The 21,606-nt window shown below is 28.8% G+C and carries 24 protein-coding genes; 5 read left to right on the top strand and 19 right to left on the bottom strand.

Annotation, left to right across the window (positions count from 1 at the left end; translation table 11 throughout):
* Window positions 1–105: 105 nt before the first annotated feature.
* A complete protein-coding gene (locus KIB46_RS15060) occupies window positions 106–891 on the bottom strand; it encodes a 5'-methylthioadenosine/adenosylhomocysteine nucleosidase (protein WP_291672940.1) in 786 nt (261 codons plus the stop codon).
* Window positions 892–1,065: 174 nt separating this feature from the next.
* A complete protein-coding gene (locus KIB46_RS15055) occupies window positions 1,066–1,566 on the bottom strand; it encodes a GAF domain-containing protein (protein ID WP_291672938.1) in 501 nt (166 codons plus the stop codon).
* A gap of 118 nt (window positions 1,567–1,684) precedes the next feature.
* Here KIB46_RS15055 and KIB46_RS15050 point away from each other — a divergent pair, with 118 nt between their 5' ends.
* Entirely contained in the window at window positions 1,685–2,107 is a 423-nt protein-coding gene (locus KIB46_RS15050) for a hypothetical protein (protein ID WP_156560074.1), read from the top strand.
* Window positions 2,108–2,367: 260 nt separating this feature from the next.
* Complete coding sequence (locus KIB46_RS15045) at window positions 2,368–2,832, top strand: hypothetical protein (protein WP_291672935.1); 465 nt, start codon at window positions 2,368–2,370, stop codon at window positions 2,830–2,832.
* A 172-nt stretch (window positions 2,833–3,004) separates the two neighbouring features.
* On the opposite strand, the gene KIB46_RS15040 is transcribed toward KIB46_RS15045, so the two are convergent.
* From KIB46_RS15040 to KIB46_RS15020, 5 genes are all read right to left on the bottom strand, one after another.
* A complete protein-coding gene (locus tag KIB46_RS15040; protein ID WP_291672933.1) occupies window positions 3,005–3,277 on the bottom strand; it encodes a hypothetical protein in 273 nt (90 codons plus the stop codon).
* A 7-nt stretch (window positions 3,278–3,284) separates the two neighbouring features.
* Window positions 3,285–3,662 carry a hypothetical protein gene (locus tag KIB46_RS15035; RefSeq protein ID WP_291672931.1) on the bottom strand — a complete coding sequence of 126 codons (378 nt, stop codon included), beginning with the start codon at window positions 3,660–3,662 and terminating at the stop codon, window positions 3,285–3,287.
* A gap of 12 nt (window positions 3,663–3,674) precedes the next feature.
* Window positions 3,675–4,043: a DUF2089 domain-containing protein gene (locus KIB46_RS15030; protein WP_291672930.1), complete on the bottom strand. Its 369-nt coding sequence runs from the start codon at window positions 4,041–4,043 to the stop codon at window positions 3,675–3,677.
* A gap of 208 nt (window positions 4,044–4,251) precedes the next feature.
* Entirely contained in the window at window positions 4,252–4,902 is a 651-nt protein-coding gene (locus KIB46_RS15025; protein ID WP_291672928.1) for a TIGR00266 family protein, read from the bottom strand.
* A 124-nt stretch (window positions 4,903–5,026) separates the two neighbouring features.
* Window positions 5,027–5,344, bottom strand: coding sequence for a nucleotide pyrophosphohydrolase (locus tag KIB46_RS15020; protein WP_291672926.1), 318 nt, complete (start codon window positions 5,342–5,344; stop codon window positions 5,027–5,029).
* A 134-nt stretch (window positions 5,345–5,478) separates the two neighbouring features.
* Here KIB46_RS15020 and KIB46_RS15015 point away from each other — a divergent pair, with 134 nt between their 5' ends.
* Window positions 5,479–5,865 (top strand): VOC family protein, encoded by a 387-nt coding sequence (locus tag KIB46_RS15015; RefSeq protein WP_291672924.1) that lies wholly within the window; start codon window positions 5,479–5,481, stop codon window positions 5,863–5,865.
* A 219-nt stretch (window positions 5,866–6,084) separates the two neighbouring features.
* On the opposite strand, the gene KIB46_RS15010 is transcribed toward KIB46_RS15015, so the two are convergent.
* Window positions 6,085–6,267 (bottom strand): hypothetical protein, encoded by a 183-nt coding sequence (locus tag KIB46_RS15010; RefSeq protein ID WP_291672923.1) that lies wholly within the window; start codon window positions 6,265–6,267, stop codon window positions 6,085–6,087.
* A gap of 73 nt (window positions 6,268–6,340) precedes the next feature.
* Between KIB46_RS15010 and KIB46_RS15005 the strand changes: the two genes are divergently transcribed.
* Entirely contained in the window at window positions 6,341–6,481 is a 141-nt protein-coding gene (locus tag KIB46_RS15005; RefSeq protein ID WP_291672921.1) for a hypothetical protein, read from the top strand.
* 150 nt (window positions 6,482–6,631) lie between these two features.
* Here the strand turns inward: KIB46_RS15005 and KIB46_RS15000 are convergent, their stop codons facing one another.
* From KIB46_RS15000 to KIB46_RS14980, 5 genes are all read right to left on the bottom strand, one after another.
* A complete protein-coding gene (locus KIB46_RS15000; protein WP_291672919.1) occupies window positions 6,632–7,150 on the bottom strand; it encodes an ECF transporter S component in 519 nt (172 codons plus the stop codon).
* Window positions 7,151–7,166: 16 nt separating this feature from the next.
* The gene (locus KIB46_RS14995) at window positions 7,167–7,754 is read right to left on the bottom strand and encodes a class I SAM-dependent methyltransferase (protein ID WP_291672917.1); all 588 of its coding nucleotides are present in this window, start codon (window positions 7,752–7,754) and stop codon (window positions 7,167–7,169) included.
* 204 nt (window positions 7,755–7,958) lie between these two features.
* Window positions 7,959–8,339 (bottom strand): VOC family protein, encoded by a 381-nt coding sequence (locus tag KIB46_RS14990; protein WP_156560053.1) that lies wholly within the window; start codon window positions 8,337–8,339, stop codon window positions 7,959–7,961.
* Window positions 8,340–8,943: 604 nt separating this feature from the next.
* Complete coding sequence (locus KIB46_RS14985) at window positions 8,944–9,342, bottom strand: hypothetical protein (protein ID WP_156560051.1); 399 nt, start codon at window positions 9,340–9,342, stop codon at window positions 8,944–8,946.
* A 163-nt stretch (window positions 9,343–9,505) separates the two neighbouring features.
* Window positions 9,506–10,672: an iron-containing alcohol dehydrogenase gene (locus tag KIB46_RS14980; RefSeq protein ID WP_291672915.1), complete on the bottom strand. Its 1,167-nt coding sequence runs from the start codon at window positions 10,670–10,672 to the stop codon at window positions 9,506–9,508.
* A gap of 190 nt (window positions 10,673–10,862) precedes the next feature.
* Here KIB46_RS14980 and KIB46_RS14975 point away from each other — a divergent pair, with 190 nt between their 5' ends.
* Entirely contained in the window at window positions 10,863–11,612 is a 750-nt protein-coding gene (locus KIB46_RS14975) for an FAD-binding oxidoreductase (protein ID WP_291672914.1), read from the top strand.
* 45 nt (window positions 11,613–11,657) lie between these two features.
* Here the strand turns inward: KIB46_RS14975 and KIB46_RS14970 are convergent, their stop codons facing one another.
* From KIB46_RS14970 to KIB46_RS14945, 6 genes are all read right to left on the bottom strand, one after another.
* Window positions 11,658–12,770: a radical SAM protein gene (locus KIB46_RS14970; protein WP_291672913.1), complete on the bottom strand. Its 1,113-nt coding sequence runs from the start codon at window positions 12,768–12,770 to the stop codon at window positions 11,658–11,660.
* A gap of 221 nt (window positions 12,771–12,991) precedes the next feature.
* Window positions 12,992–14,875 (bottom strand): endonuclease MutS2, encoded by a 1,884-nt coding sequence (locus KIB46_RS14965; RefSeq protein ID WP_291672912.1) that lies wholly within the window; start codon window positions 14,873–14,875, stop codon window positions 12,992–12,994.
* 373 nt (window positions 14,876–15,248) lie between these two features.
* Window positions 15,249–18,299, bottom strand: a complete 3,051-nt coding sequence (locus KIB46_RS14960; RefSeq protein ID WP_291672911.1) for an SNF2-related protein — start codon at window positions 18,297–18,299, stop codon at window positions 15,249–15,251.
* A gap of 66 nt (window positions 18,300–18,365) precedes the next feature.
* On the bottom strand, window positions 18,366–19,328 hold the full coding sequence (locus KIB46_RS14955) for a hypothetical protein (protein WP_291672910.1): 963 nt from the start codon (window positions 19,326–19,328) through the stop codon (window positions 18,366–18,368).
* 141 nt (window positions 19,329–19,469) lie between these two features.
* A complete protein-coding gene (locus tag KIB46_RS14950) occupies window positions 19,470–19,973 on the bottom strand; it encodes a QueT transporter family protein (protein WP_156560035.1) in 504 nt (167 codons plus the stop codon).
* A gap of 225 nt (window positions 19,974–20,198) precedes the next feature.
* A partial coding sequence (locus KIB46_RS14945; RefSeq protein WP_291672909.1) for an SH3 domain-containing protein occupies window positions 20,199–21,606 on the bottom strand: 1,408 nt, incomplete at its 5' end.

Genomic DNA, 21,606 nt, shown 5'->3' with positions numbered 1-21,606 from the left:
GGAAATAAATACATATAAAGTTATGAATAAAATTTAAAATTATAAAAATAAGGCTGTATCAGCCTAAGGTAAAAAACCTTAATCTGATACAGCCCCTTTAATATTTTAGTATAATTTAACGAATTCTTCAACCATTGAACTTGCATTTTTAGCTGCTATTGGTAAAAACTCTTCATAAGATAAATCTGCTGATCCATCTGCCTTATCTGAAATTGCTCTTAATACAACGTAAGGTATTTTGTTTAAGTATGCAGTTTGAGCCATTGCAGCTCCTTCCATTTCTACAGCAGAAACATTACCAAAGTTTTCTTTAATTCTTTCTGCAACTGCACCCCCTGCAACAAACTGATCTCCAGAAGCTATTCTACCTTCTTTTATTACTAAACCATCTATATTTTCAGCTGCTTTCTTTGCAACCTCTACTAATTCTTTATCTGCTTGGAAAAATGTAATACCAAGTCTTGATATTTCTCCTAATGGATCTCCAAATACTGTAGTATCAAAATCATGTTGAACAGCATCTGTTGAAATAACTATATCACCTTGATTTAATTCTGGGTCCATAGTTCCAGCCACTCCTGAATTTAATAATGCAGTTACATTAAACTTATCTGCTAAAATTTGAGTACAACTAGCCATATTTACTTTACCTACACCAGATTTAACTAAAACTACATTCTTATCATGTAATTTACCAGAGTAAAAAGTCATACCAGCAACTTCTATTGTTTCATTAATATCCATCTTTCCTTTTAATATTTCAACTTCTTCTTCCATAGCGCCTATAATTCCAAGAACTTTTTCTTCTTTATTTTCTTTGTTTACACCACAACCAATAAATAAAGAAATGGATAATACTACTGCTCCTAGTAAAGCTGTTAATTTTTTCATTAGTCTTCCCCCTGTTTGTAATAAAAATCGAACTTTAAAATCATATTTTTGAATATAATTCGTAAGTACAATTATTTATAACATAGTACACAAGAAAAAATCAATATATTTTTTGAACTTTTTTCATTATAATTCGTTGTATTACGAATTATATCTGTTATTTACCTCTTATGATTAGGATATTTTGTCAAATTTTACGAATTTAATTAAAACCTCTACAGCTTCAACAAGATATTTTTCTTCTATTTCTGTAAATCTGTTAAACTCATCACTATCAATATCTAGCACACCTAACACTTTGTCATTAACAATTATAGGAAGTACAATTTCTGAATTAGATGCTGCATCACAAGCTATATGTCCTTCAAATTCATGTACATTATCTATTCTTAACACCTTTTTTTCCTTTGCAGCTGCACCACATACCCCTTTTCCAATTTGTATCTTAGTACAAGCTGGCATTCCCTGAAAAGGGCCTAGAATTAACTCATTATTTTTATTTAAATAGAATCCACACCAATTAACTCTTCCTAATAAAGCATTTATTAAAGCTGAAGCATTACAAAGCTTTGTAATATCTTCCTCATCTCCACTAACTAATCCTTCTAACATTTGTACCATAGTTTTTAATCTTTCTTCTAAATCTAATCCATTAAACATTTTAATATCGAACATCTTATCTCTCCTTTATATTTCTTAAGAATAAATGAATTCTAGTTCAAAGTTTACATTTTGTTATAACTATTTCTTAATATTTATGATACAATATTTTTTAAGATAAGAGGTGATTAAAATGAACATTTTTAAAGGGACATATGGATTTGATATTTTATCTATCTTTTTATTGTTTATAAGCTTAATATTGAACCTAGGAAAACACACTCATTTACTAGGAACCTTAGTTACTTTGTATGTAATTTATAGAGCTTTTTCAAAGAATATCTATAAAAGATCTAACGAACTATACAAATTCACTAATTTAGCTAATAAAGTACTATTCCGTTTTGGCAAAAGATTACCTGATAATATGCCAAGGACAAGTCTTGAAAATATACCTTTAATATTTAGTCAATTAAAATATGTTATTAATCAAAAAAGACAATATAAGATAGTTAAATGCCCAAAGTGTGGACAAAAGCTTAGATTGCCTAGGGGGCAAAAAAAGATAATTGTTACATGTAAAATATGTAGGTTTGAATTTAAAGAAAGAACATAAAAAAGGTTGGGTAGATATTTATTTTGTTTCTTCCGTGGCGGGCTCCAAGTCACATCAAAATAAAGATCTGTCCCCCTGGTATTTAAGGTAAGAAAACGGACTGCTTTTAGCAGTCTATTTTAATATATAAATAAAGTTACTATATTCTATGTAATTATTCTAAAATTCTCCTTTCATTTCCTTGGAAATATTTTACATATTGTTATGTTATTATATGTGCTATACTTTAAATATATTTTTGGTAATTATACGGAGGACTTATGGGTAAGAAATTATTTAAATTCTTTATATGCCTAACTATTGCTTTTACTTTAATAGGTTGTACAGCTAAAGATGACCTTAATAATACTAATACAGGTAGCTTAACTGAGGGAGAGCTTCACGATATTATAAAGTCTATTTATAAAGATTGTACTATTTCATACATAACAGAGAATAGTATAAAAATATTAGATATAAAAATTAATGTTCCTAAGTCAAGCAGAACAGAAGAGCTTGAGACCTTTACTAATGCATGTGATTTAATATCTAATAAATTAGAAGATATTACATATTACTCTGGAATAATGTATACCCTACAAGTAGATGGAGAAGATAAAGCTTGTATAAGGTCATATACATCTGATGATGGAAAATTCAAAAAAGGTGTAGCGGATATTTATTTTGCTTGTTCCGTCGCAAGCTCCAAGTCACATCAAAACAAATATCCACCCCACGCGTACTAAAGGTAAGGAAATTATTTAAATGTATATAATATTCTTTATAGGTAATAATATTATTGAGGATAGATGTAGACATATTAGTTTTAACAGTACCTAACTATGGCTACTGAATACTCAAAAAAGACACCTAATACTTCTAAGTACTAGGTGTTTTTATTATTTTTAAATTGAAATACTACATTTTTATAAGAACTTCCGTACCATCATTTGCTTTAACATTAACTATTTCTAATCCCTTGTATTTCTTTAGTTCTTTAATTGCAGCTAAAATTAAATCCATATCCAAGGCATTCATATATTTATCTACTTTATCCATACCATCTTTACTTACATTATTCTCTACTAAAGATTTACTCACAAAATTGGCTATTCTAACTCCACTAGTAAGTAAGAAATTAGGAATATAAATTGTAAACTTTCTTTCAATAGTCCTAACCTTTATCTTCATTCTATACCTACTCGATTACTACTCTAACTTTATCACCATTTGCAGAATCTACAGTTACTATTTCCCCTAACATTTCATTATCAAGAGAGCTAATAATGGCACCTGTCATTACTTCTAAATCTATACCTTCCATTTCATCTACTTTAATTGGAAGCTTGCCCGTAGCTTTTAAAATTGAAGTAATAACTGCCACAGGAAGATTAACTTTTACATTATCACCAGCAGATGAATCAACCCTAACCTTAAACATTCTCTTATCATAATTTACATTCTCTATTGATTTATCCTCTTTTTTATACATTGCCTCAATTAACTCCGCACACTTTTCAACCTCTAACTTACCTTCTGACACCATTGTAAGTACCTTTAATAAATCTGCTCTCATTCTTAGACCTCCTTAATCTTCTTTCATTCTTTCTATTGCTTCTTGTGGTGAAATTTCGCCCTTCTCTAATGCATCTATTACGTCACTAGTTGATGACTTTACTGCTTTACTAATTCTTTTATAACCTAATGCAGATATAACTTCATCAAGCTTCGCTCTTACTGTTGGATAAGAAATTCCAAGTTCCTTCTCCACATCCTTAATGCTTCCTCTACACATTATAAAAACCTCAATAAACTTTAATTGATCCTTTGATAAATAATCAAACTTTGAAAATTCAAACTCATTTTCTATAGTAGTTTTACAATCTGAACATTTTAATCTTGTTATCCTTAGTTTCTTACCACATACAGGACAAACAGTTATTGCTTTAAACACCATCTATCACTCCTTATGCTTCTAATATATTCCTATGCTCACAAAATGTCAATAACAAATATTAATCTTATTAATTCATATATTAATTATTTTAATGTTATAGTTTAATATATTAATTTTATTAATTCATATATTGATATTTTATGTAAAAACAAACAAAAATAGATATAGAATAAAACTCTATACCTATTTATTATTAAGCTATTTAATTTTATGAGCCAGGTGATACTAAATATGAAGGATTCTTAGTTTGTATCCATACTTCCCCTGGACCTTCAAACTTACATATATATCCCTCACCACTAACTAAAGATGTAAGTCCATTAGATATCATTTCAACTTTATATTTTAAAGAACTTTCCCATAAAACTAAATGATTAGTATCTACTATATATCTTTCTCCAGGATCTAATATCTTCTTATGAATTGCTCCAAAGGAACATAAAGCTAATGTTCCTGCTCCAACAGCTTCAACTTGGAATAGCCCTTCTCCAGAAAATATACCCTTTCCACCAGCACCTTTTGTTTTTAACTCAATATTACCATAGCTAGCTAAGAAAGCATTTTGTCCTAACCTATAATTTCTACTACCATCCATTTCAAATAATTGAATATCCCCCAAAAATGTTGGTGAAAGCAGTAATTCCCCCTGTGAATTAGCAGTATATTCTTGAAGGAATGTACTTTGTCCTGCAAACATTCTTCCAATGGCTTTTTTAACCCCACCTGATTTTAACTTCATATCAAAAACATCATCCATAGCAACCATTGCCCCTGCTCTAACTATGAATTTATCATTTGTGTCAGCATTAACCTTCAAAATACTATTTGTAGTTTGGTAAAGCACTTGAAATTTACTCATAATAACCCTCCTTTTTTACTTTTTGCCTATATAAGTAGTGTTCACTTGTGTCCAATAATTTTTATAATCTTTTACTTGCTAGATAAAAGGGGAACAGATATAAATCTATTACCTAAATCTTATTCTACAATTCAGTATACTTTTTAGCATTTCCTTTAGCTTTTTCTACTGGATACTTCTTTTCATTCTTATCCATTTTCATGTTTATGGTTTCTTCAATATTTACATCTAGAGCATCTGCCATATGTACACAATAAACTAATACATCTGCAAGTTCTTCCTTAACAGCTTGAAGATTATAATTTTCTTCATCCCATAAAAAGTTTTCTAATAGTTCATTTGCTTCTATTGAAATTGCTTTTGATAAATTAGCTGGAGTATGAAACTGATCCCATTCTCTATCTTCTCTAAACTTTCTTATTCTCTCTATTGTTTCTTTCATAATAGCACCTCTTTCCTAAAACATTATAACTATAAAATACATTATAGCTCACTTTTTATAATAATTAGAATAAAAATATCTACATCACTAATAAAAACATGCTATAATTATCAGGAAATTTTGGAGGTGCTAAAATGAAAGTTAAAATGTTACACACTTGCATTAGAGTTATGAATTTAGAAGAATCACTTAAGTTCTATAAAAATGCTTTAGGACTAGTTGAGACGAGAAGAAAGGATTTTCCTGATTACAAATTTACTTTAGTTTATTTATCAGATAAAGAAAATTCTTATGAAATAGAACTTACTTATAACTATGATCCTGAAAAACCTTATGACCTTGGTAATGGCTTTAGCCATATTGCTATTGGAACTGAGAATATAGAAGAAATGAGAAATAACTATGAACAATTAAGATACGAAGTAACTCCTTTAAAAGGATTACCTGGTGAAGAACCTCACTACTACTTCGTTACTGACCCTGATGGTTATAAGATTGAAGTTATAAAAACTAGAGTTTAACACATAAGAAGATAGTCTATAATTCAGGCTATCTTCTTATATCTTAATTTTAATATAATGTGCTCTAGCCCCCATTATTACTATAACTTCTTAAGTTCTTTTCTTCTTAAGTTCTTAAGTTATTAACTTGTTAACAACTTAAGAACTTATCTTTTTAACTTGTTGCATTTTAAAATTCTCCAAATAAAAATAGCCAGTGACCATTCACCGGCTACTTCCTTAATCTATAAAAGCTTTTCCTTCATCTATTAAAATTGAAAGATTTACCTCATCCCCATCAATACCTACTATATAATTTTCACATCCTAGATCCTTAAAGGTTACTTCCTTCTCAAATTCTCTAGCTAAGCATTCTATTACATGTACTAAAAATTTTAAAATACATTTTTTGTTAAAATTCACTATAGTTATAAAGAATAAAAATAAGCTATTGAGTAAAAATAATATTGTATCTTATATAAAGGAGGTATTTAATATGGATATACATTCTGCTTATAATAGAGCAAAGGAAATGTTAATTGATGGAGCAACCTATGATGAAATCAAAAGTTGTACAGGTCTTAGAGAAAAAGAAATAAAGAGAATTAGAAGAAATGAAATAGACAACCATTTTTAGAGTAAAAAAGTATAGTGGATATTTATTTTGCTTGTTCGCTCCAAGCCACATCAAAACAAATATCCACCCACTCATACTAAAGACAATCTCATATAAAATTATTATCCTTAATTTTATATGAGATTGTAATATTTAATAACTTTCTCTTTTCTATTGTAATAAATTTTGAGCTACTTCACTTTTATTTATTATTTGCATTAATAATGGTATTGCAATTAGTTGAACAATCATACCTGGGATTGCCTTACCAAGTCCACCAAATACAAACATTAATGGATGAACAGCTGGCGCTACTGTAATAGATACAACAAAAGCTCCTATAATAGCAAAAATTCTTCCACCTATCATTGCACCTATAAGTGATGGATATAACATTTTGGTCTTATTATACAGGAAACCAGTTAATATTCCATAACCACATAGCTCAAAAGCCATAATTGGCATATTAGGCATTAATGGTGGCATTGTTGTGACTAATCCACTAACAACAGGACAAATGATTCCTACTATTCCTCCATAAACTGGTCCAAGAACAAAACCTGCTAGTAGTACTGGGATATGCATTGGCAAAAATATTGGTCCTGCTAAATTTACTGTATGAAATATCGTTGGAACAATAACCCCTAATGCAATAAATAGTCCTGATAGTACAATCTTTTTACTCTTCATAAACTCTCCCCTTTTCTTATCTATTAATAATTAAATAGTAAACATTATCATCTTCAAAGGCTTCAGCCACATTTAGCCCAATCTCTTCAAAGAGACTTTTTTGTTTATTTACTTCTATTAACCTATCCTTTTTTACCCTCTCATCTTTTCTGCTGTGGATGTTATTCAAAAACTCTCTGCTACTTGAATGAGCTATTATTAACTTGCCATTTTCACATAGATTTTCAGTTACTATTTTTTTTATAGTATCCTCTCTTCTTTTTAAATGTGGAAACATAGAATAGAGAATTATTTTATTATATTTACCTTCCACTTTTTCTTCTTCTACATCTGCTAAAGTAAATTTAACATTAGGAAGATTACTATATTTCTCTTTTGCTTTACATAACATACCTTCTGATACATCCAAGGCATTAATTTCACCTACTTTATTGAACTTTCTTATAAAGGGAATTAATACCCCTGTCCCTGTTCCAATATCAAGAACTTTATCTCCTTCTTGTATATCTATTCTTGATAGAAGAAAATTTATCTTTTCTTCATTTACCTCAGTAATCTTGTCCCATTCTTCTGCAATAGAATTAAAAAACTCCTTTTCACTCATTTCTACACCCCTCATCCAATATAATACAATTATAGGCTTTTATGTATTTTTATTCAGCTAAATCCTATAAAAAATGTGTGGTAGATATTTATTTTGCTTGTTCCCTCGCTACGCTCCAAGTCACATTAAAACAAATATCCCCACACTACAACTAAAGGTAAGGAAATTATAAAAAGAGACCCTATAAATAAGGTCTCTAAACATTTATTTATCTTCTCTTATAATATAAGGATTTCCATCTTGATCTTTAAAAGTAAACATGCTTCCATATGGCATTTTCATTATGTCTGTAACATCTACTCCATTATTCTTTAACTCTTCGTAAGTCTTGTTAATATCAGTTGTACTTAAAAGAATTGATGGATGACCAGTGCATGTATTTGGATTTTGCTTTTCCATTAAAGATTTATTATAAAGTACAAATGTAGTAAACTCATCTTCACTTGGTCCTACTTCTAGCCAAGTCATACTAGGTCCCATTGGATATTCACCTTTTACTACAAAGTTCATTTTCTTAGTCCAAAATTCCTTTGCTTCTCCTTGATCATTTACGTATATTGTTATTTTACCTATCTTCTTTATCATTTGTATTTCCTCCATATAATTTATTTAGAGTATATATTATATCTCCTCATTACAGTAAAGTACATAAAAATTAGAGATATTATTGTAACAAAATAATATAAATAGTTATAGTATATACTATATATAACGCTTATTTAATATCTCTTGCTTTTTATAATAAAAAAAGTGATATTCCAAATTTAAATTTGGTAAATAGAACTTACTCATTAGAGCTTCCGAAGCTTGCCTGAGGAAAATCTTGCAGGGGCATATATTTTATTTTTATTCTTTAGGAAGAAATAAACTGATATATCGCTAAATTGTTGAAGTTATCCACAATTTAATAATAGATATAATTTCCTAAAGAATAAATAAAATCCTCTCTCCTTTTAGAAGAAGAGAGGATTTTTTGCCACATAAATACATTAAAGTAAAACATATTAAATATAAACACTAAATTATTAATTTTGCACACTTACTTTTTTTTCTAATTGTCCTATAATGATTATAGTACCTTTAGTACTAATTACCTTTAGAAGATAAGTTCTTCCCACAAACTTATCTTCAGAACCCTTACCTTTTATGAATTATCATAAAATAATCACAAAATAGAGCTTCTATGGATTTACATAGAAGTTCTATTTTTAAATTTTTCTTTATTTATCTTATCTCTTATTAACTGTAATCCACCAATTATCATTATTATTCCCAATAAGATTTCGAATATAAGACTTGAAATTTCATAAGTATTATTATTAATATATATTGAATACGCACTGTTAACAAGGCTTATTCCAATATAAATTACAATAAATTCAATTATACTTCTACTAACATAATTAACTCCAATGTTTAGCAATATGTTTAATTTAATTTTCTTATTTCTATATCTCTTAATTTGTTTAATAAAATTTTCAAATAGAAATGGAAATGTAAAAATTGAAATTAAAGGTATTAATACAATATCATTAATAAAGTAATTTATTAATGAATTAGCTAAAAACCAAATTATAATATTCTTCATATCATCATTCCTTTTATTTTATTCTATACTTAAATGATACATTTATTTCCATATCATGTAAATAATAAAAATAGAATCTCCAAAGTTATCAATTCATTATATAATAATATATCATTGTAAAAATAAAAAGAAACCCGTATTATCTACGAGCTTCTTAAATCACTTAAAATTCCACCTTGTCTCCATAATAAGTACATTTAAATAACTTTTCCATTGTCTCATCATCAATTTCTCTTGGATTAGATCCTGTACATGCATCAAGTACTGCATTATGGGATATAAACTTTAAGTTAGTATTAAAATCATCTTCAGTTACACCATATTCCTTCATAGTATGAGGAATAGCTAACTTTTCATTCATATCATCAATCATTTTTATTAATGAATCAGTTAATTCACTATCTGTATTTCCTTCTAGCTTCAACAATTTTGCTATATCACCATATCTATCTTCACAGTTTTTTCTATTATATTGAATTACATATGGTAAGAATATTGCATTTGCACATCCATGAGGTATATGAAATACAGCTCCTACCTTGTGAGCCATTGAATGCACAATACCTAATAGAGCGTTTGAAAAGGCCATACCAGCTAAGCATTGAGCATCATGCATTGAACTCCTAGCTTTTTCATCTCCTTCATAAGACTTAACTAAATTATCTCTAACCATTTCTATAGCTTTCATAGCTAATGGATCTGAAAAATTAGACTTAAGTGATGCAGTATAAGCCTCAATAGCATGAGTTAGTGCATCCATTCCTGTATGAGCTACCAACTTTTTAGGCATAGTTTGTGCTAAAGCTGGGTCAACTATAGCTATATCAGGAGTTATATTAAAATCTGCAAGTGGATATTTTATTTTTTCAGTATAATTTGTTATAACAGAAAAAGCTGTAACTTCTGTTGCTGTTCCACTAGTTGATGGTATTGCAACAAATTTTGCTTTTTGCCTAAGTTCAGGTAACCCAAAAGGTACAATTGCCTCTTCAAAAGTAAAATCAGGATATTCATAGAAAATCCACATAGCCTTAGCAGCATCTATAGCTGATCCTCCACCCATTGAAACAATCCAATCAGGTCCAAACTTTCTCATAGCTTCTGCACCTTTCATAACTGTTTCTACTGATGGATCTGGTTCTACTCCTTCATAAAGTTCTACTTCCATACCAGCTTCTTTTAAATAATCTTCTGCCTTCTGTAGAAAACCAAACCTTTTCATTGATCCTCCACCTACTACTATAAATGCTTTTTTACCTCTTAAGGTCTTTAAGACTTCTAAAGCCCCCTCACCATGATATATATCTCTTGGTAATGTAAAACGTGCCACTTTCATCCCTCCATCTTCATATAATTATATTAAGATTTAACATCTTATATCTTCTATAATTTATTTAAGAATAAGTATAAAAATGATTGACTTTTAATATTAATTAATAATTTACAAAATCTTAATTGTTATTTTTGTAATATATACTAATAATAATTATAAGATAAACTTTTAGAAAGAAGTGATACTTATGACTTTAACAAATGGAAAATGGTCAGGATTTAAAGAGCTTGTTCTAATTGATGTAACTAAAGAATGTGAAGGAATCAAATCTTTTTATTTTAAAGCAAAAGATGGCGCTAAATTAGTAAGACACATAGCAGGACAGTTTCTTCCTATTAGAATAAAAACTGATAATCCAAAATATAAAGACATTATACGTACATACAGCTTATCTATGATTCCCAATGAGGATGTTTATAGAATTAGTGTTAAAAAAATAGATGGCGGCCTTATAAGTAGCTATCTACATGACTCACTAAATATAGGTGATTCAATTGAAGCTATGGTTCCAACTGGCCTATTTACTTTAAAGGAAAGTTCTACTGAAACTCCACTAGTATTTATATCTGGTGGTATAGGGATTACTCCCCTAATTTCTATGCTTTATTATGAAGCACTTAAGCGAAAAAATATCACATTTATTCAAGCAGTTATAAACTCTTCTGTACATCCTTTTAAAAATGATATAGATTATTTCGCTGATATAAACGGCCTTAAAAACTTTGTTTTTTATTCTGATCCTTTAAAATCCGATATAAAAGGAATAGACTATATGGAAACAGGGTATGTAACAAAGGAATGGCTTGAAAAGAATACACCTTTAAATGGTGACTTTTATTTTTGTGGACCACCTCCATTTATGAATAGTTTAAAGAAATCTTTATCAGAGCTTGGTGTTCCAGAAGATAGAATTCATTTTGAATCTTTTACACAATAATAAAAAGTTGGACTAAATCAGGTGAGTTAGTCCAACTTTTACATTTTATCTTCTATTGCTTATCTTTATTGCTAGTTCTCTAAATCTATCATAGGAATACTCAAAGAATTTATAATTAGCTTCACAGAACATATATTTATTGTCCTTAGTAGTTGCTCTATACCTTTTGCAGCCTCCTCTGCAAAGGGCTCTATACTTACATGTCTCACACTTTTTATCCTTAGAAACAGATTCAATTATAAAGTTTCTTGTTATCTCATTTTCATGCATATGATCAAAACTTTCATCAAATATATTTCCAATACTATATTTTTCATATGTATAAAAATCACATGGATATACTCTTCCATCACTTTCAATTATATGCTGACAAGAACATACGCCTCTCATATCACAAGCCTCATATTCTTGTCCTAAAAACAAGCCTAATATATTATCAAAGTATCTAATACTAACCATATTTCCTTTTGATACATCTTCATACCACATATCAAAAAGCCTCTTAATATAATTTTCATATTGGCTAGATGTTAAATGAAAATTTAAATTGTTATTATTGCAATCCTCTAAGGCTTCTATAAAAGGAATAAATTGAATATAATTAAAGTCATTTTTTCTCAAAAACTTATAACAGCTCTCTATTTTATTACTTAATGCACGAGTAACTACAACTAAAATATTAAAATCCACATTATATTTTTTTAATAAGTCTATTCCTTTCATAACTTCCTTAAAACTACCATTTTGGCTATGATTGACCCTATTTAAATCATGCATATCTTTATTTCCATCTAAGGATACACCAACTAAGAACTTATTATCATAAAAGAACTTAGCAAAATCTTCTGTTATTAAAGTACCATTTGTTTGAATCATAAAGTTGAATTTAGTTTTTTTACTACTTGTAAGCTCTACAAGCTTTTTATAAAAATCCAATCCAATTAGCATAGGCTCTCCACCTTGGAAGCCAATATTACAAACTCCTCCATCACAGTACTCTTCTATTCTATTTACTATGACTTCAAGAGCTTCTTCACTTAAAAATCCATAATCACTTACTTCTCTTTCATCTGCTATAGAATTATAGAAGCAGTATTTACACTTTAAATTACACTTACTTGACGATGGTTTAACCATAACACTTAGATTTCTCATCATATGTTCCCTCCCAAACTATATAAACTAGTAATATCAGTACTATAAATAATCTTTCAATTTATATAGACACATTTTATATTTTACATCACCTATCCTAATCCTACAAGCTTTGGTATGTTTCTGGGCCTTCGCTAGCTTAACAATTTAACCTTGGCTATTATGGAACATTTGATATTAATACTAAAAACAGTTTTTAAGCTATTATGTTATTGTATAATCTCCTATAGACCTTCTTTTCTTAACTTCTTTAAAGCTTTCTTTGATCCTCTTTCAATATCCCTTTCAAGCTTTCTATCTTTATAACTTACAAATAATTGATTTAAATCATAGCCTTCTGGATAAAGTTCCTCAGCCTTTAGCTCCAACTTAATCCTTTTATAATTAACCTCAATAAAATCTTTATTATAAAGTACTACAACATTATTAAATTCATCTCTGCCTTTGTATATAATTGCAGAATCATTCTTATCTAAAAGACGAACTTTATCTCCAACAGAGAAATCATAATACTTTTCTTCACTTTCTACCTCTTTAAACTTCTTCTTTTTACTTTCTTTAATAGTCTCATAATTATACTCTTTATTCTCAATGTATGTTCTAGTTCTTTCTATAATAGAATCAGAAATTCCCATCTTTTTAGATATATAAAGGGCATTACTATCTCCTATTTTTCCAATGGTTAGCTTATATAAAGGTTCTAAAGTTTCCTTCTTAAACTCCATAGCTGCATTTTCAAAGTCTGGATGGTTATGTGAGTAATCTTTAATTTCTCCATAATGTGTTGTAGCAACGGTTATACAACCTTTATGATATAGCTCTTCTAAAATTGCAATGGCTAAAGCTGCACCTTCATTAGGTTCTGTACCACTTCCTATTTCATCAAATAATAAAAGTGTAGACTTTCCAGATTCATTTATTATTCTAGCTAAATTTTGTACATGGGATGAAAAAGTACTTAATGCATTTTCAACACTTTGATTATCACCAATATCAACAAATACATCTTGGAATATACTTATTTCAGTTCCCTCTTTAGCTCCAATATGAAAACCTGATTGAACAGCTAAAGTTAACATTCCTAATGTCTTTAAAACTACTGTTTTCCCTCCAGCATTAGGTCCTGTTATTATTAAAGTTCTATAATCTTTACCTATTTCAAAATCTAATGGCACTCCATTTTTTATTAATGGATATCTTCCTTTTACAATTTTTGTATATCCATAATCATTAATCTTAGGTTTAATCCCCTGAATGTCTAAGCTATATTTTGCTTTAGCCCAAATCATATCATATTCTGATATTACCTCTACATTCATTTTCAAATCCTTTATTCTTTCATATATCATCTCAGTTAATATGGCTAGTATCTTATAAACTTCCATACTTTCTTCAGCTTGTAATACACTAAGCTCTGAAGTAAACTTTGACACTATATCTGGCTCCATAAAGACTGTTGTTCCTTTTGATGACACCTCAACTATTGAACCTGCAACCTTATTTTTATAAGCAGCTTTAATTGGAATTGTATATCTACCATTTCTTTGACTTATAAAAAACTCTTGAATACATTCCTTATTAGCACTATTTCTTAAAAACTTTTCTAGTTTTTCTTTTATTTTTCCTTCACAAGTGTCAATTTGTTTTCTTATCTTCTTAAGATCTTTAGATGCATTTGAATCAACTACAGAACCTCTTATAGAAATATTTATTTCTTCTTCAATATAAGATAAATCACTTATGTTCTCTGAATAAGAACATAATGTAGGGGCATATCCTTCCTTATCCTTTAAGAACATTTTTACCTTTCTGCATCCTCTTAAAAAGTCCGAAACCATTGTTAAGTCTGATGGTTCTAGAACTCCTCCCTTATCCATCTTATCTATAAGAGGAAATATATTGTGTATTCCTTCAAGAGGTAAATGATAAGAAACATCTAAAAGCCTTCTTCCCTCTGAAGTTTCATCTAATCTTCTATTTACCACCTTAAGGTTTGAACTTGGTTCTAATTTATCTATTAAAGTTTTACCTAAACCACTAACACAATAAGATTTTACTATTTCCTTTAAATCATAATAATTTAATTTATCTAATGATATTTTATCCATTTTAAAAACCTTCCTAAACTTTATTCAAGCCAACGAAACCTTTGATAGATCTCATATTTTTGGGGCATTAAAAAAAGCTATGGATACCTCCACAGCTTAAAAATTCAACTTTAATAAGGTAGCTATAATACTACCCTAGAGTTAGTTCGTGGACTTGTATCTTAAAATAGTTTAATTAATTCCATGACAAATAAAGGCTTTTATGGCCCTATATTTAAGAATTAATATTTAAATGTACTATTTTTGATACTAAACACTCACAAACTTCCCTCGTTTCATTTGAAATCTATCTTGTATTAGTATATTATATATTTTATTTTTTGACAATATATAATTAGTGCCCTGGTAACATTCCAGGGCATCTTTTACTTTATTATCCTAACAAATTTAATATTTCATCTTCACTTAGTCTTTTAAACTTCTTACCATCCATTTCTTTCTCATCCATTAAGCTTTCTATAAGCTCCTTCTTATCTTCCTGTAATAATAGAATCTTTTCTTCTATGGTATCTTTGGAAATAAGCTTAACTACCTCTACTACATTCTTTTGGCCAAACCTATGGGCTCTATCTGTAGCTTGATTTTCAATAGCTGGGTTCCACCATGGATCAAAGTGAATTACAACACTTGCTGATGTTAAGTTTAACCCTACACCACCAGCTTTTAAGGATATTAAAAACACATTTATTAAAGGCTCTTCATTAAACTTTTTAACAAGCTCTACCCTTTCTTTGCTGCCTATGCTTCCATCTAAATATATGTAGTTTATTGCCTTTTCTTTTAAGTACTGTTCTATATTTTTAAGAGCTGAGGTAAACTGAGAAAATACCAGTATCTTTTTATTTCCCTCAATATAATTATCCAATATCTCCATTAATGCATTTATCTTTCCACTTCCACCATTATAATCATCTATTATTAGAGATGGGTCCAAGCACACCTCTCTAAGCTTTGTAATAAAAGTAAGCATATTAACGTTACCCTTAGATGCCTTTAACTTTTCCTTTATCTCCTTTACATAAGACTTATAAATAGACTTCTGCTTTGTTGTCATATCTACCAAGTACTTTTTTTCAATCTTTTCTGGCAACTCATTTAATACATCCTCTTTTACCCTTCTTAAAATAAATGGAGTAATTAAAGACTTAAGTTCCTCTGTATTTTTATTTTGTATAAACTTTGCTTTAAATCTTTCTTTTGTAAATAAGAAACCTGGCATTACAAAATCAAATATTGACCAAAGCTCCATTAGGTTGTTTTCAATTGGAGTTCCTGTTAGGGCAAAGTTACACTTTGAGTTTATTTTCTTTACAGAAAGTGTAGTTTTTGAAGTTGGATTTTTTATATTTTGTCCTTCATCAATAATGCAATAATCAAACTGTAGTTTTTCATATTCATTTTCATCATTCTTTAATGCCCCGTAAGTAGTTATAAGAGCATCATACTTTTTAATATTATTTAATATCTTATTTCTTTGAGCCTTTGTTCCATGAACTAAACCAACCCTTACATTAGGAGCAAACCTTTCAAATTCATCCTTCCAATTATATAAAACAGAGGTTGGAGTTATAATTAAGTTTTTTTTACTCCTTTTAGAAAGAACAAAAGTTATTACCTGAATGGTTTTTCCAAGACCCATATCATCTGCTAATATTCCTCCAAATCCTAGTTCTGAAAGCTCATTTAACCACTTAAAGCCTTCTTTTTGATATTTCCTTAAGGTTCCATTAAAGGATTTTGGGGTAACTGACCTTTTAAAGTCATTATTAACTAGCTTTTGAACAATTTTCTGCAGAACATCTCCACCTTTAATAAAATCTAATACTCTAAGCTTTTCTTGTAAGTATAAGCTTTTGTTCTTATCTATTTCTATTTCAAGCCCTAATTTATCTTCTGATAATTCTCCAATTAGATTTAAAAACTCACAAACTCCTGGGTCTTCTAAATCTAAATATCTATCCTTACTTTTAAAAAATCTTTCACCTTTTTTCATAAATGCAATAGCACTATTTAATTCTTCTACTGTAAAATCACCAACTTCATAGTTTAATCTATAAAAACCATCAAATTCCACTATAGAGGAGTTAATAAAACTACTATCTAATATTTGAATATCTTTAAATTCTTTTGAAAACTGGACTTTTCCTACAGTTCTTAATAACTTAACACCTGTTGTTAAAATGTCAAACTCTCCACTGCCTATATAAAAATAATCTCTTTCTCTTTTTATAAATCCTACATTTTCCAGTTTTATATCTATTAAACTTTCCTTCTTAAAATCCCTTAGAAAGCTTTTATCATTTTTATCTTTAATTAAATCTATAATATATCCACAGTAATCAATCTTTACATTGCAGTAAATTTCTTTTCCAACTTTGTATATTCTAAATGTAGGATTAGACATATCTCTCAAGAACCTTCTTGTTCCATCATCTAATACAACATTCTTTGTAATACTTTTTAAGTCTGAAAGAAGATTATTTAAAACCTTTAAGTTTTTCTCATACTTTATCTCATTGTTCTTTATAAATAATTTGTGATAAGGAAGATATGTTTCCATAGCCTTCTTACGTGGAAGATAAATATCCCTATCATAAAACATAACATCTCCATTATTAGATAATAAAATAGGAAACTTCTTCTGTGATCTTAATATAAAACTATCATTATCAGCTCTTATTGTAAGGGAAAGAGGAACATTTTCCTTTTTCACTTTAGATTCATAGGTTATAAAATCATAATTAAAGTTTATCTTTCTATCATTTAATAGGGATAAAAACTCTCTTAAATCTTTTCCTTTTAAATTTAAGAATCTATCTTGGATTATTTCTTTATGGCTCTTTAAAAAATCTATTATTTTTGTATCCTCTTCACTAAAAAAGTCCCTTTTAGAATTGTAAGTAAATAAATCATTAAATACGATTTTATCCTTTTCCAAGAAATCTTTAAGTGATGTAATTAGATGGGTAGAGGATTCCCCTATTCTAAATTCACATTTATATGTATTAATCTCATTTAACATGCTACATTTTATTGATATACGTAACTTTAATTTTCTCTTATTTACAACTTCTTCACTTCTTTTATTTGTATTTGATGCTTTAGATTTTCCAACAAGATAAAAGGCTAGATTAGTAGCTATAATATGTTTGCAAACATAGTTCCTAATATGTCTTCTATTTTCTATGAAGGTTTCACAGGAGCACTTTGTATCTAACACCTTATTAGTTTTCATATCAACTTTAATATGCGTGTTGTAATCCTTATTTTCGCTATTTATTTTCCCATATATATGATAAATATTTTCTATTTTCTTACCCTTAAGATCTTTTACTCCTTTAGCTTTAAGTATGGAAGTTCCCCCTTCTCTACTTAAGCTAGAGCTAAACTTCATAACATTATCTCTAACAACTTTAATATCCATTACTCCTCACCTCCAATAGGATATTCTATCATAAATACTTCCCTTAAACTAGAAAAGAAGAGCATTTTACTCTTCCTTTAAACATTTATTTGGATCTAATTTTATACTCTTCCATTTTCCATCCTCTTTAATATATTGAGCTACCTCTATATCATAATCATTAGTTAAAATGTAGAACTCAATTCTATAATCCCTACTATCTCTTCCTTTAAAATAGATATTTTTTACATATCCCTCAGTGCTCACCTCATAAATTTCCTTAACAAGTTTACACCAATCCCCATATTCAATTTCAACTTTAGACTTACCATCATAGTTCCAACCATGATATGGTGCACAAAGATATTCTTCTGGTGATATACTTATATCTTTTATTTTAAATACACCATCATCATTAGAAAGCTTTATAAAGCCATAATAATATACAAAGCTTGCAACATTCTCTTTTGACCCTTGTATGGTCTCAATTTCAAAGAAATACTTCATTTCATTTTCTGGATTGTTAACTAACCTAAGCTTAATAAGGTTTATGTGCAGAATATTTAAAAAGGAATTTTCATAAGCTTTAAAGTTTACCTTTTCCTTGTATTCTTTTGTAAAAAATTCATATGCTATTATATAAGGCTCTCTCCACCTACCTATAGTACCACAACCAGCCCCCTTATCCCTTTCAACGTTTGCAGCTTCCCTTAGTACTGAAAAATAATTGATTATGGTGTTATTAGGAGTAATTAAATAATTGTCTGGAATGAGTACTTTTTTACTATTACCACTATATTTATTTAATAACTCTTCTGCTTCACTTGATGTATTTAAAATAGGGAGATTTGAAGGTCTAAAGTATTTCTCATAATCACTCTTACTAATTACTTCTTCTTCATAATATTCAACTTTTTCATCTCTAAACAAAACTCCACCAGCAACAAGAGTATTATCTCTTCTACTAAACTTATAGAATATACTTCCTAATATACATATAAAAATTAAAACAAATATTATAATTCTTTTCTTATTAATAACAATAAACATAACAAACCCTTTAATAAATATTTTATTATATGTTTATTCTGTCAAATTCTTTTTTATTAAAAGATATTTCTCATTTCACCTTCTAATTAATTCCAAAAAGAAGACTCTAGTTTTTGCTAGAGTCTTCTTTTATATTTATAATTAAAATTCTGTCTTAAGTAATCTGGTATATCTATTTTGTATCACTTTAAATACTGGAAGGCCTACTATTGTAATAACTACAAATTCACCTAATGCAACTTCACCCATTGTTATCCATAGTGGTGCTCCTACAGTTACATTTAACATCCATCCAATAATTATTCCATTAAATATTGTTGGCCATAATGAAGCTATAAATAAAGAAGCTTTGTTCTTAATATATTTTGCTGTTAAACTTATAGCACCTACACTTATAAATGTTGCTAAAGTACCAAAAATAACATCCATTGCTCCATTTGGTCCTAGTAAATTAGCTATAAAACATCCTAGGGTTAATCCACCTATATAGAAAGGATCAAAATATGCTAATAATACTAGAATTTCAGATACTCTAAACTGAAAATTCCCATAACTTATTGGTGCAAGTGCAACAGTTAATAATGCATATAAAGCTGCAATTACTGCTGTTCTTACAATTCTTTTTGTTTTTAATTCATTTGTCATAATAACTACTCTCCCATTCTTTGAGAATTAGTTCAAGCCATGCAAAACAAAAAAGTCGTAGAAGAAATTCTTCCACGACAATAAAAAGCAATATAAATTCTATGCTTTGTTGCCGTAGTTTTGTTTATTGACAGGAGGCTCACGAACTGTCTCTATTTAATTTACTAAACTAGTATATATCAACTAAATTATAAAATCAATACTTATACTCTTTATTTTTTCATATTATTTCACAAATGTTGGTATATCAAATTCAAAGGCTACTCCACACTTTTCTAAATATGGCGCCATTATTCTAGCTTGTTTTTCTGCCCAAGCTATATCTGAAGCATATTGATGCCATCCAATACTTGTAGAGCTCATATTCCATCTCATCTTATATAATGTATTTTGATTATATTTAGTACTGTTAATATAGTTTTTGCTTATCCAACTAGCACCTTCAGCTATTGCAAGTTCAGGTGTAAACCACCCTTGTTTATATGCATATTCTGATCCACCCCTTAATGGGTCGCTATCAATTGCTCCTACACCATACATATTATAAACAACTCTTGGTTCAACTGGAACACCATCAACTTCTGTTACTAATACACCATTTGATAGTGTTGATGTACCATTACCTGTTTCAAGTCTAGCATGAGAAAGAAGATACATTACATTTACATTATATTTTTTAGCCCCTTCTAAAAATGCATTACCTTTTCCAGATAAAATTCCTCTTCCTTGTATAACTTCATTAATTACAGACATAGGAATTCCATCTACATAGTTTAACTTCATAAACATATATTTACTGACATCATTTATAAAGTTATCTGGATTCATATAATATTTAATGTCTTCAAGAGAAGCATTAACCCACTTTCCATTCTTTTGAACCATATTTAATTTAGGGAATTGTAACTCAGCAAATTTGTCTACAGTTAATCCATAGTTACTTGCTCCGGTACTTATATTAATATACTTTGAACTTACATATGCTGTATTATCTTTGTATTTTATTTTGTACCAACCATTTTCTTCTCCAACAATTTCTACTATATGGTTAAGATTTACTGAACCCTTTATAGCATGGTTTGTTCCAGCACCACTTCTAACATTTAGGTTAGATACATTAACAGATCCAATAGATATAACCTTTAGATTTTCTTCTGGTTTTTCATCAGGTATCTGTGGCTTATCTTCTGGAACTTCTGGAGTTACAGGTGGCACTACTGGAGGAGTTGGTTTTTCATCTACTAGCCTTACATAATCTTTACTTACAAAACCAATTTTATCTTTAAAATTGATTTTATACCAATTTCCCTCACTACCTATAATATCAACTTTTGTTCCATCAACTAAATATCCTAATACAATAGAATTAGTATTTGCTGCTGATCTAACTCTTAGATTACTTCCTGTATTATACACTTCACCTTTTTTTACAACTACTTCAGGTTTATTATCAGGTTTTTCTTGTGTATTATTATCATTACTTGATGTTTTAATTGTTACGTAGTCCTTATGTACATACCCATATCCTGAACCATACTTTATCTTATACCAACTTCCATTAGTATCAACTATTTTAACAGATGAACCATGATTTAATACTCCTAGTATCTTAGTGTTTGTTCCTGCTCCTTCT

Source organism: Clostridium sp., assembly GCF_018372875.1.
Classification (GTDB): domain Bacteria; phylum Bacillota; class Clostridia; order Clostridiales; family Clostridiaceae; genus Clostridium.
This window is presented reverse-complemented; position numbering and strand designations above follow the sequence as displayed.

What these genes read in the sequence shown, in the direction of transcription:
- KIB46_RS15060 (WP_291672940.1), bottom strand. Translation starts at nt 891, where the DNA reads ATGAAAAAATTAACAGCTTTACTAGGAGCAGTAGTATTATCCATTTCT.
- KIB46_RS15055 (WP_291672938.1), bottom strand. Translation starts at nt 1,566, where the DNA reads ATGTTCGATATTAAAATGTTTAATGGATTAGATTTAGAAGAAAGATTA.
- KIB46_RS15050 (WP_156560074.1), top strand. Translation starts at nt 1,685, where the DNA reads ATGAACATTTTTAAAGGGACATATGGATTTGATATTTTATCTATCTTT.
- KIB46_RS15045 (WP_291672935.1), top strand. Translation starts at nt 2,368, where the DNA reads ATGGGTAAGAAATTATTTAAATTCTTTATATGCCTAACTATTGCTTTT.
- KIB46_RS15040 (WP_291672933.1), bottom strand. Translation starts at nt 3,277, where the DNA reads ATGAAGATAAAGGTTAGGACTATTGAAAGAAAGTTTACAATTTATATT.
- KIB46_RS15035 (WP_291672931.1), bottom strand. Translation starts at nt 3,662, where the DNA reads ATGAGAGCAGATTTATTAAAGGTACTTACAATGGTGTCAGAAGGTAAG.
- KIB46_RS15030 (WP_291672930.1), bottom strand. Translation starts at nt 4,043, where the DNA reads ATGGTGTTTAAAGCAATAACTGTTTGTCCTGTATGTGGTAAGAAACTA.
- KIB46_RS15025 (WP_291672928.1), bottom strand. Translation starts at nt 4,902, where the DNA reads ATGAGTAAATTTCAAGTGCTTTACCAAACTACAAATAGTATTTTGAAG.
- KIB46_RS15020 (WP_291672926.1), bottom strand. Translation starts at nt 5,344, where the DNA reads ATGAAAGAAACAATAGAGAGAATAAGAAAGTTTAGAGAAGATAGAGAA.
- KIB46_RS15015 (WP_291672924.1), top strand. Translation starts at nt 5,479, where the DNA reads ATGAAAGTTAAAATGTTACACACTTGCATTAGAGTTATGAATTTAGAA.
- KIB46_RS15005 (WP_291672921.1), top strand. Translation starts at nt 6,341, where the DNA reads ATGGATATACATTCTGCTTATAATAGAGCAAAGGAAATGTTAATTGAT.
- KIB46_RS15000 (WP_291672919.1), bottom strand. Translation starts at nt 7,150, where the DNA reads ATGAAGAGTAAAAAGATTGTACTATCAGGACTATTTATTGCATTAGGG.
- KIB46_RS14995 (WP_291672917.1), bottom strand. Translation starts at nt 7,754, where the DNA reads ATGAGTGAAAAGGAGTTTTTTAATTCTATTGCAGAAGAATGGGACAAG.
- KIB46_RS14990 (WP_156560053.1), bottom strand. Translation starts at nt 8,339, where the DNA reads ATGATAAAGAAGATAGGTAAAATAACAATATACGTAAATGATCAAGGA.
- KIB46_RS14985 (WP_156560051.1), bottom strand. Translation starts at nt 9,342, where the DNA reads ATGAAGAATATTATAATTTGGTTTTTAGCTAATTCATTAATAAATTAC.
- KIB46_RS14975 (WP_291672914.1), top strand. Translation starts at nt 10,863, where the DNA reads ATGACTTTAACAAATGGAAAATGGTCAGGATTTAAAGAGCTTGTTCTA.
- KIB46_RS14970 (WP_291672913.1), bottom strand. Translation starts at nt 12,770, where the DNA reads ATGATGAGAAATCTAAGTGTTATGGTTAAACCATCGTCAAGTAAGTGT.
- KIB46_RS14965 (WP_291672912.1), bottom strand. Translation starts at nt 14,875, where the DNA reads ATGGATAAAATATCATTAGATAAATTAAATTATTATGATTTAAAGGAA.
- KIB46_RS14960 (WP_291672911.1), bottom strand. Translation starts at nt 18,299, where the DNA reads ATGGATATTAAAGTTGTTAGAGATAATGTTATGAAGTTTAGCTCTAGC.
- KIB46_RS14955 (WP_291672910.1), bottom strand. Translation starts at nt 19,328, where the DNA reads ATGTTTATTGTTATTAATAAGAAAAGAATTATAATATTTGTTTTAATT.
- KIB46_RS14950 (WP_156560035.1), bottom strand. Translation starts at nt 19,973, where the DNA reads ATGACAAATGAATTAAAAACAAAAAGAATTGTAAGAACAGCAGTAATT.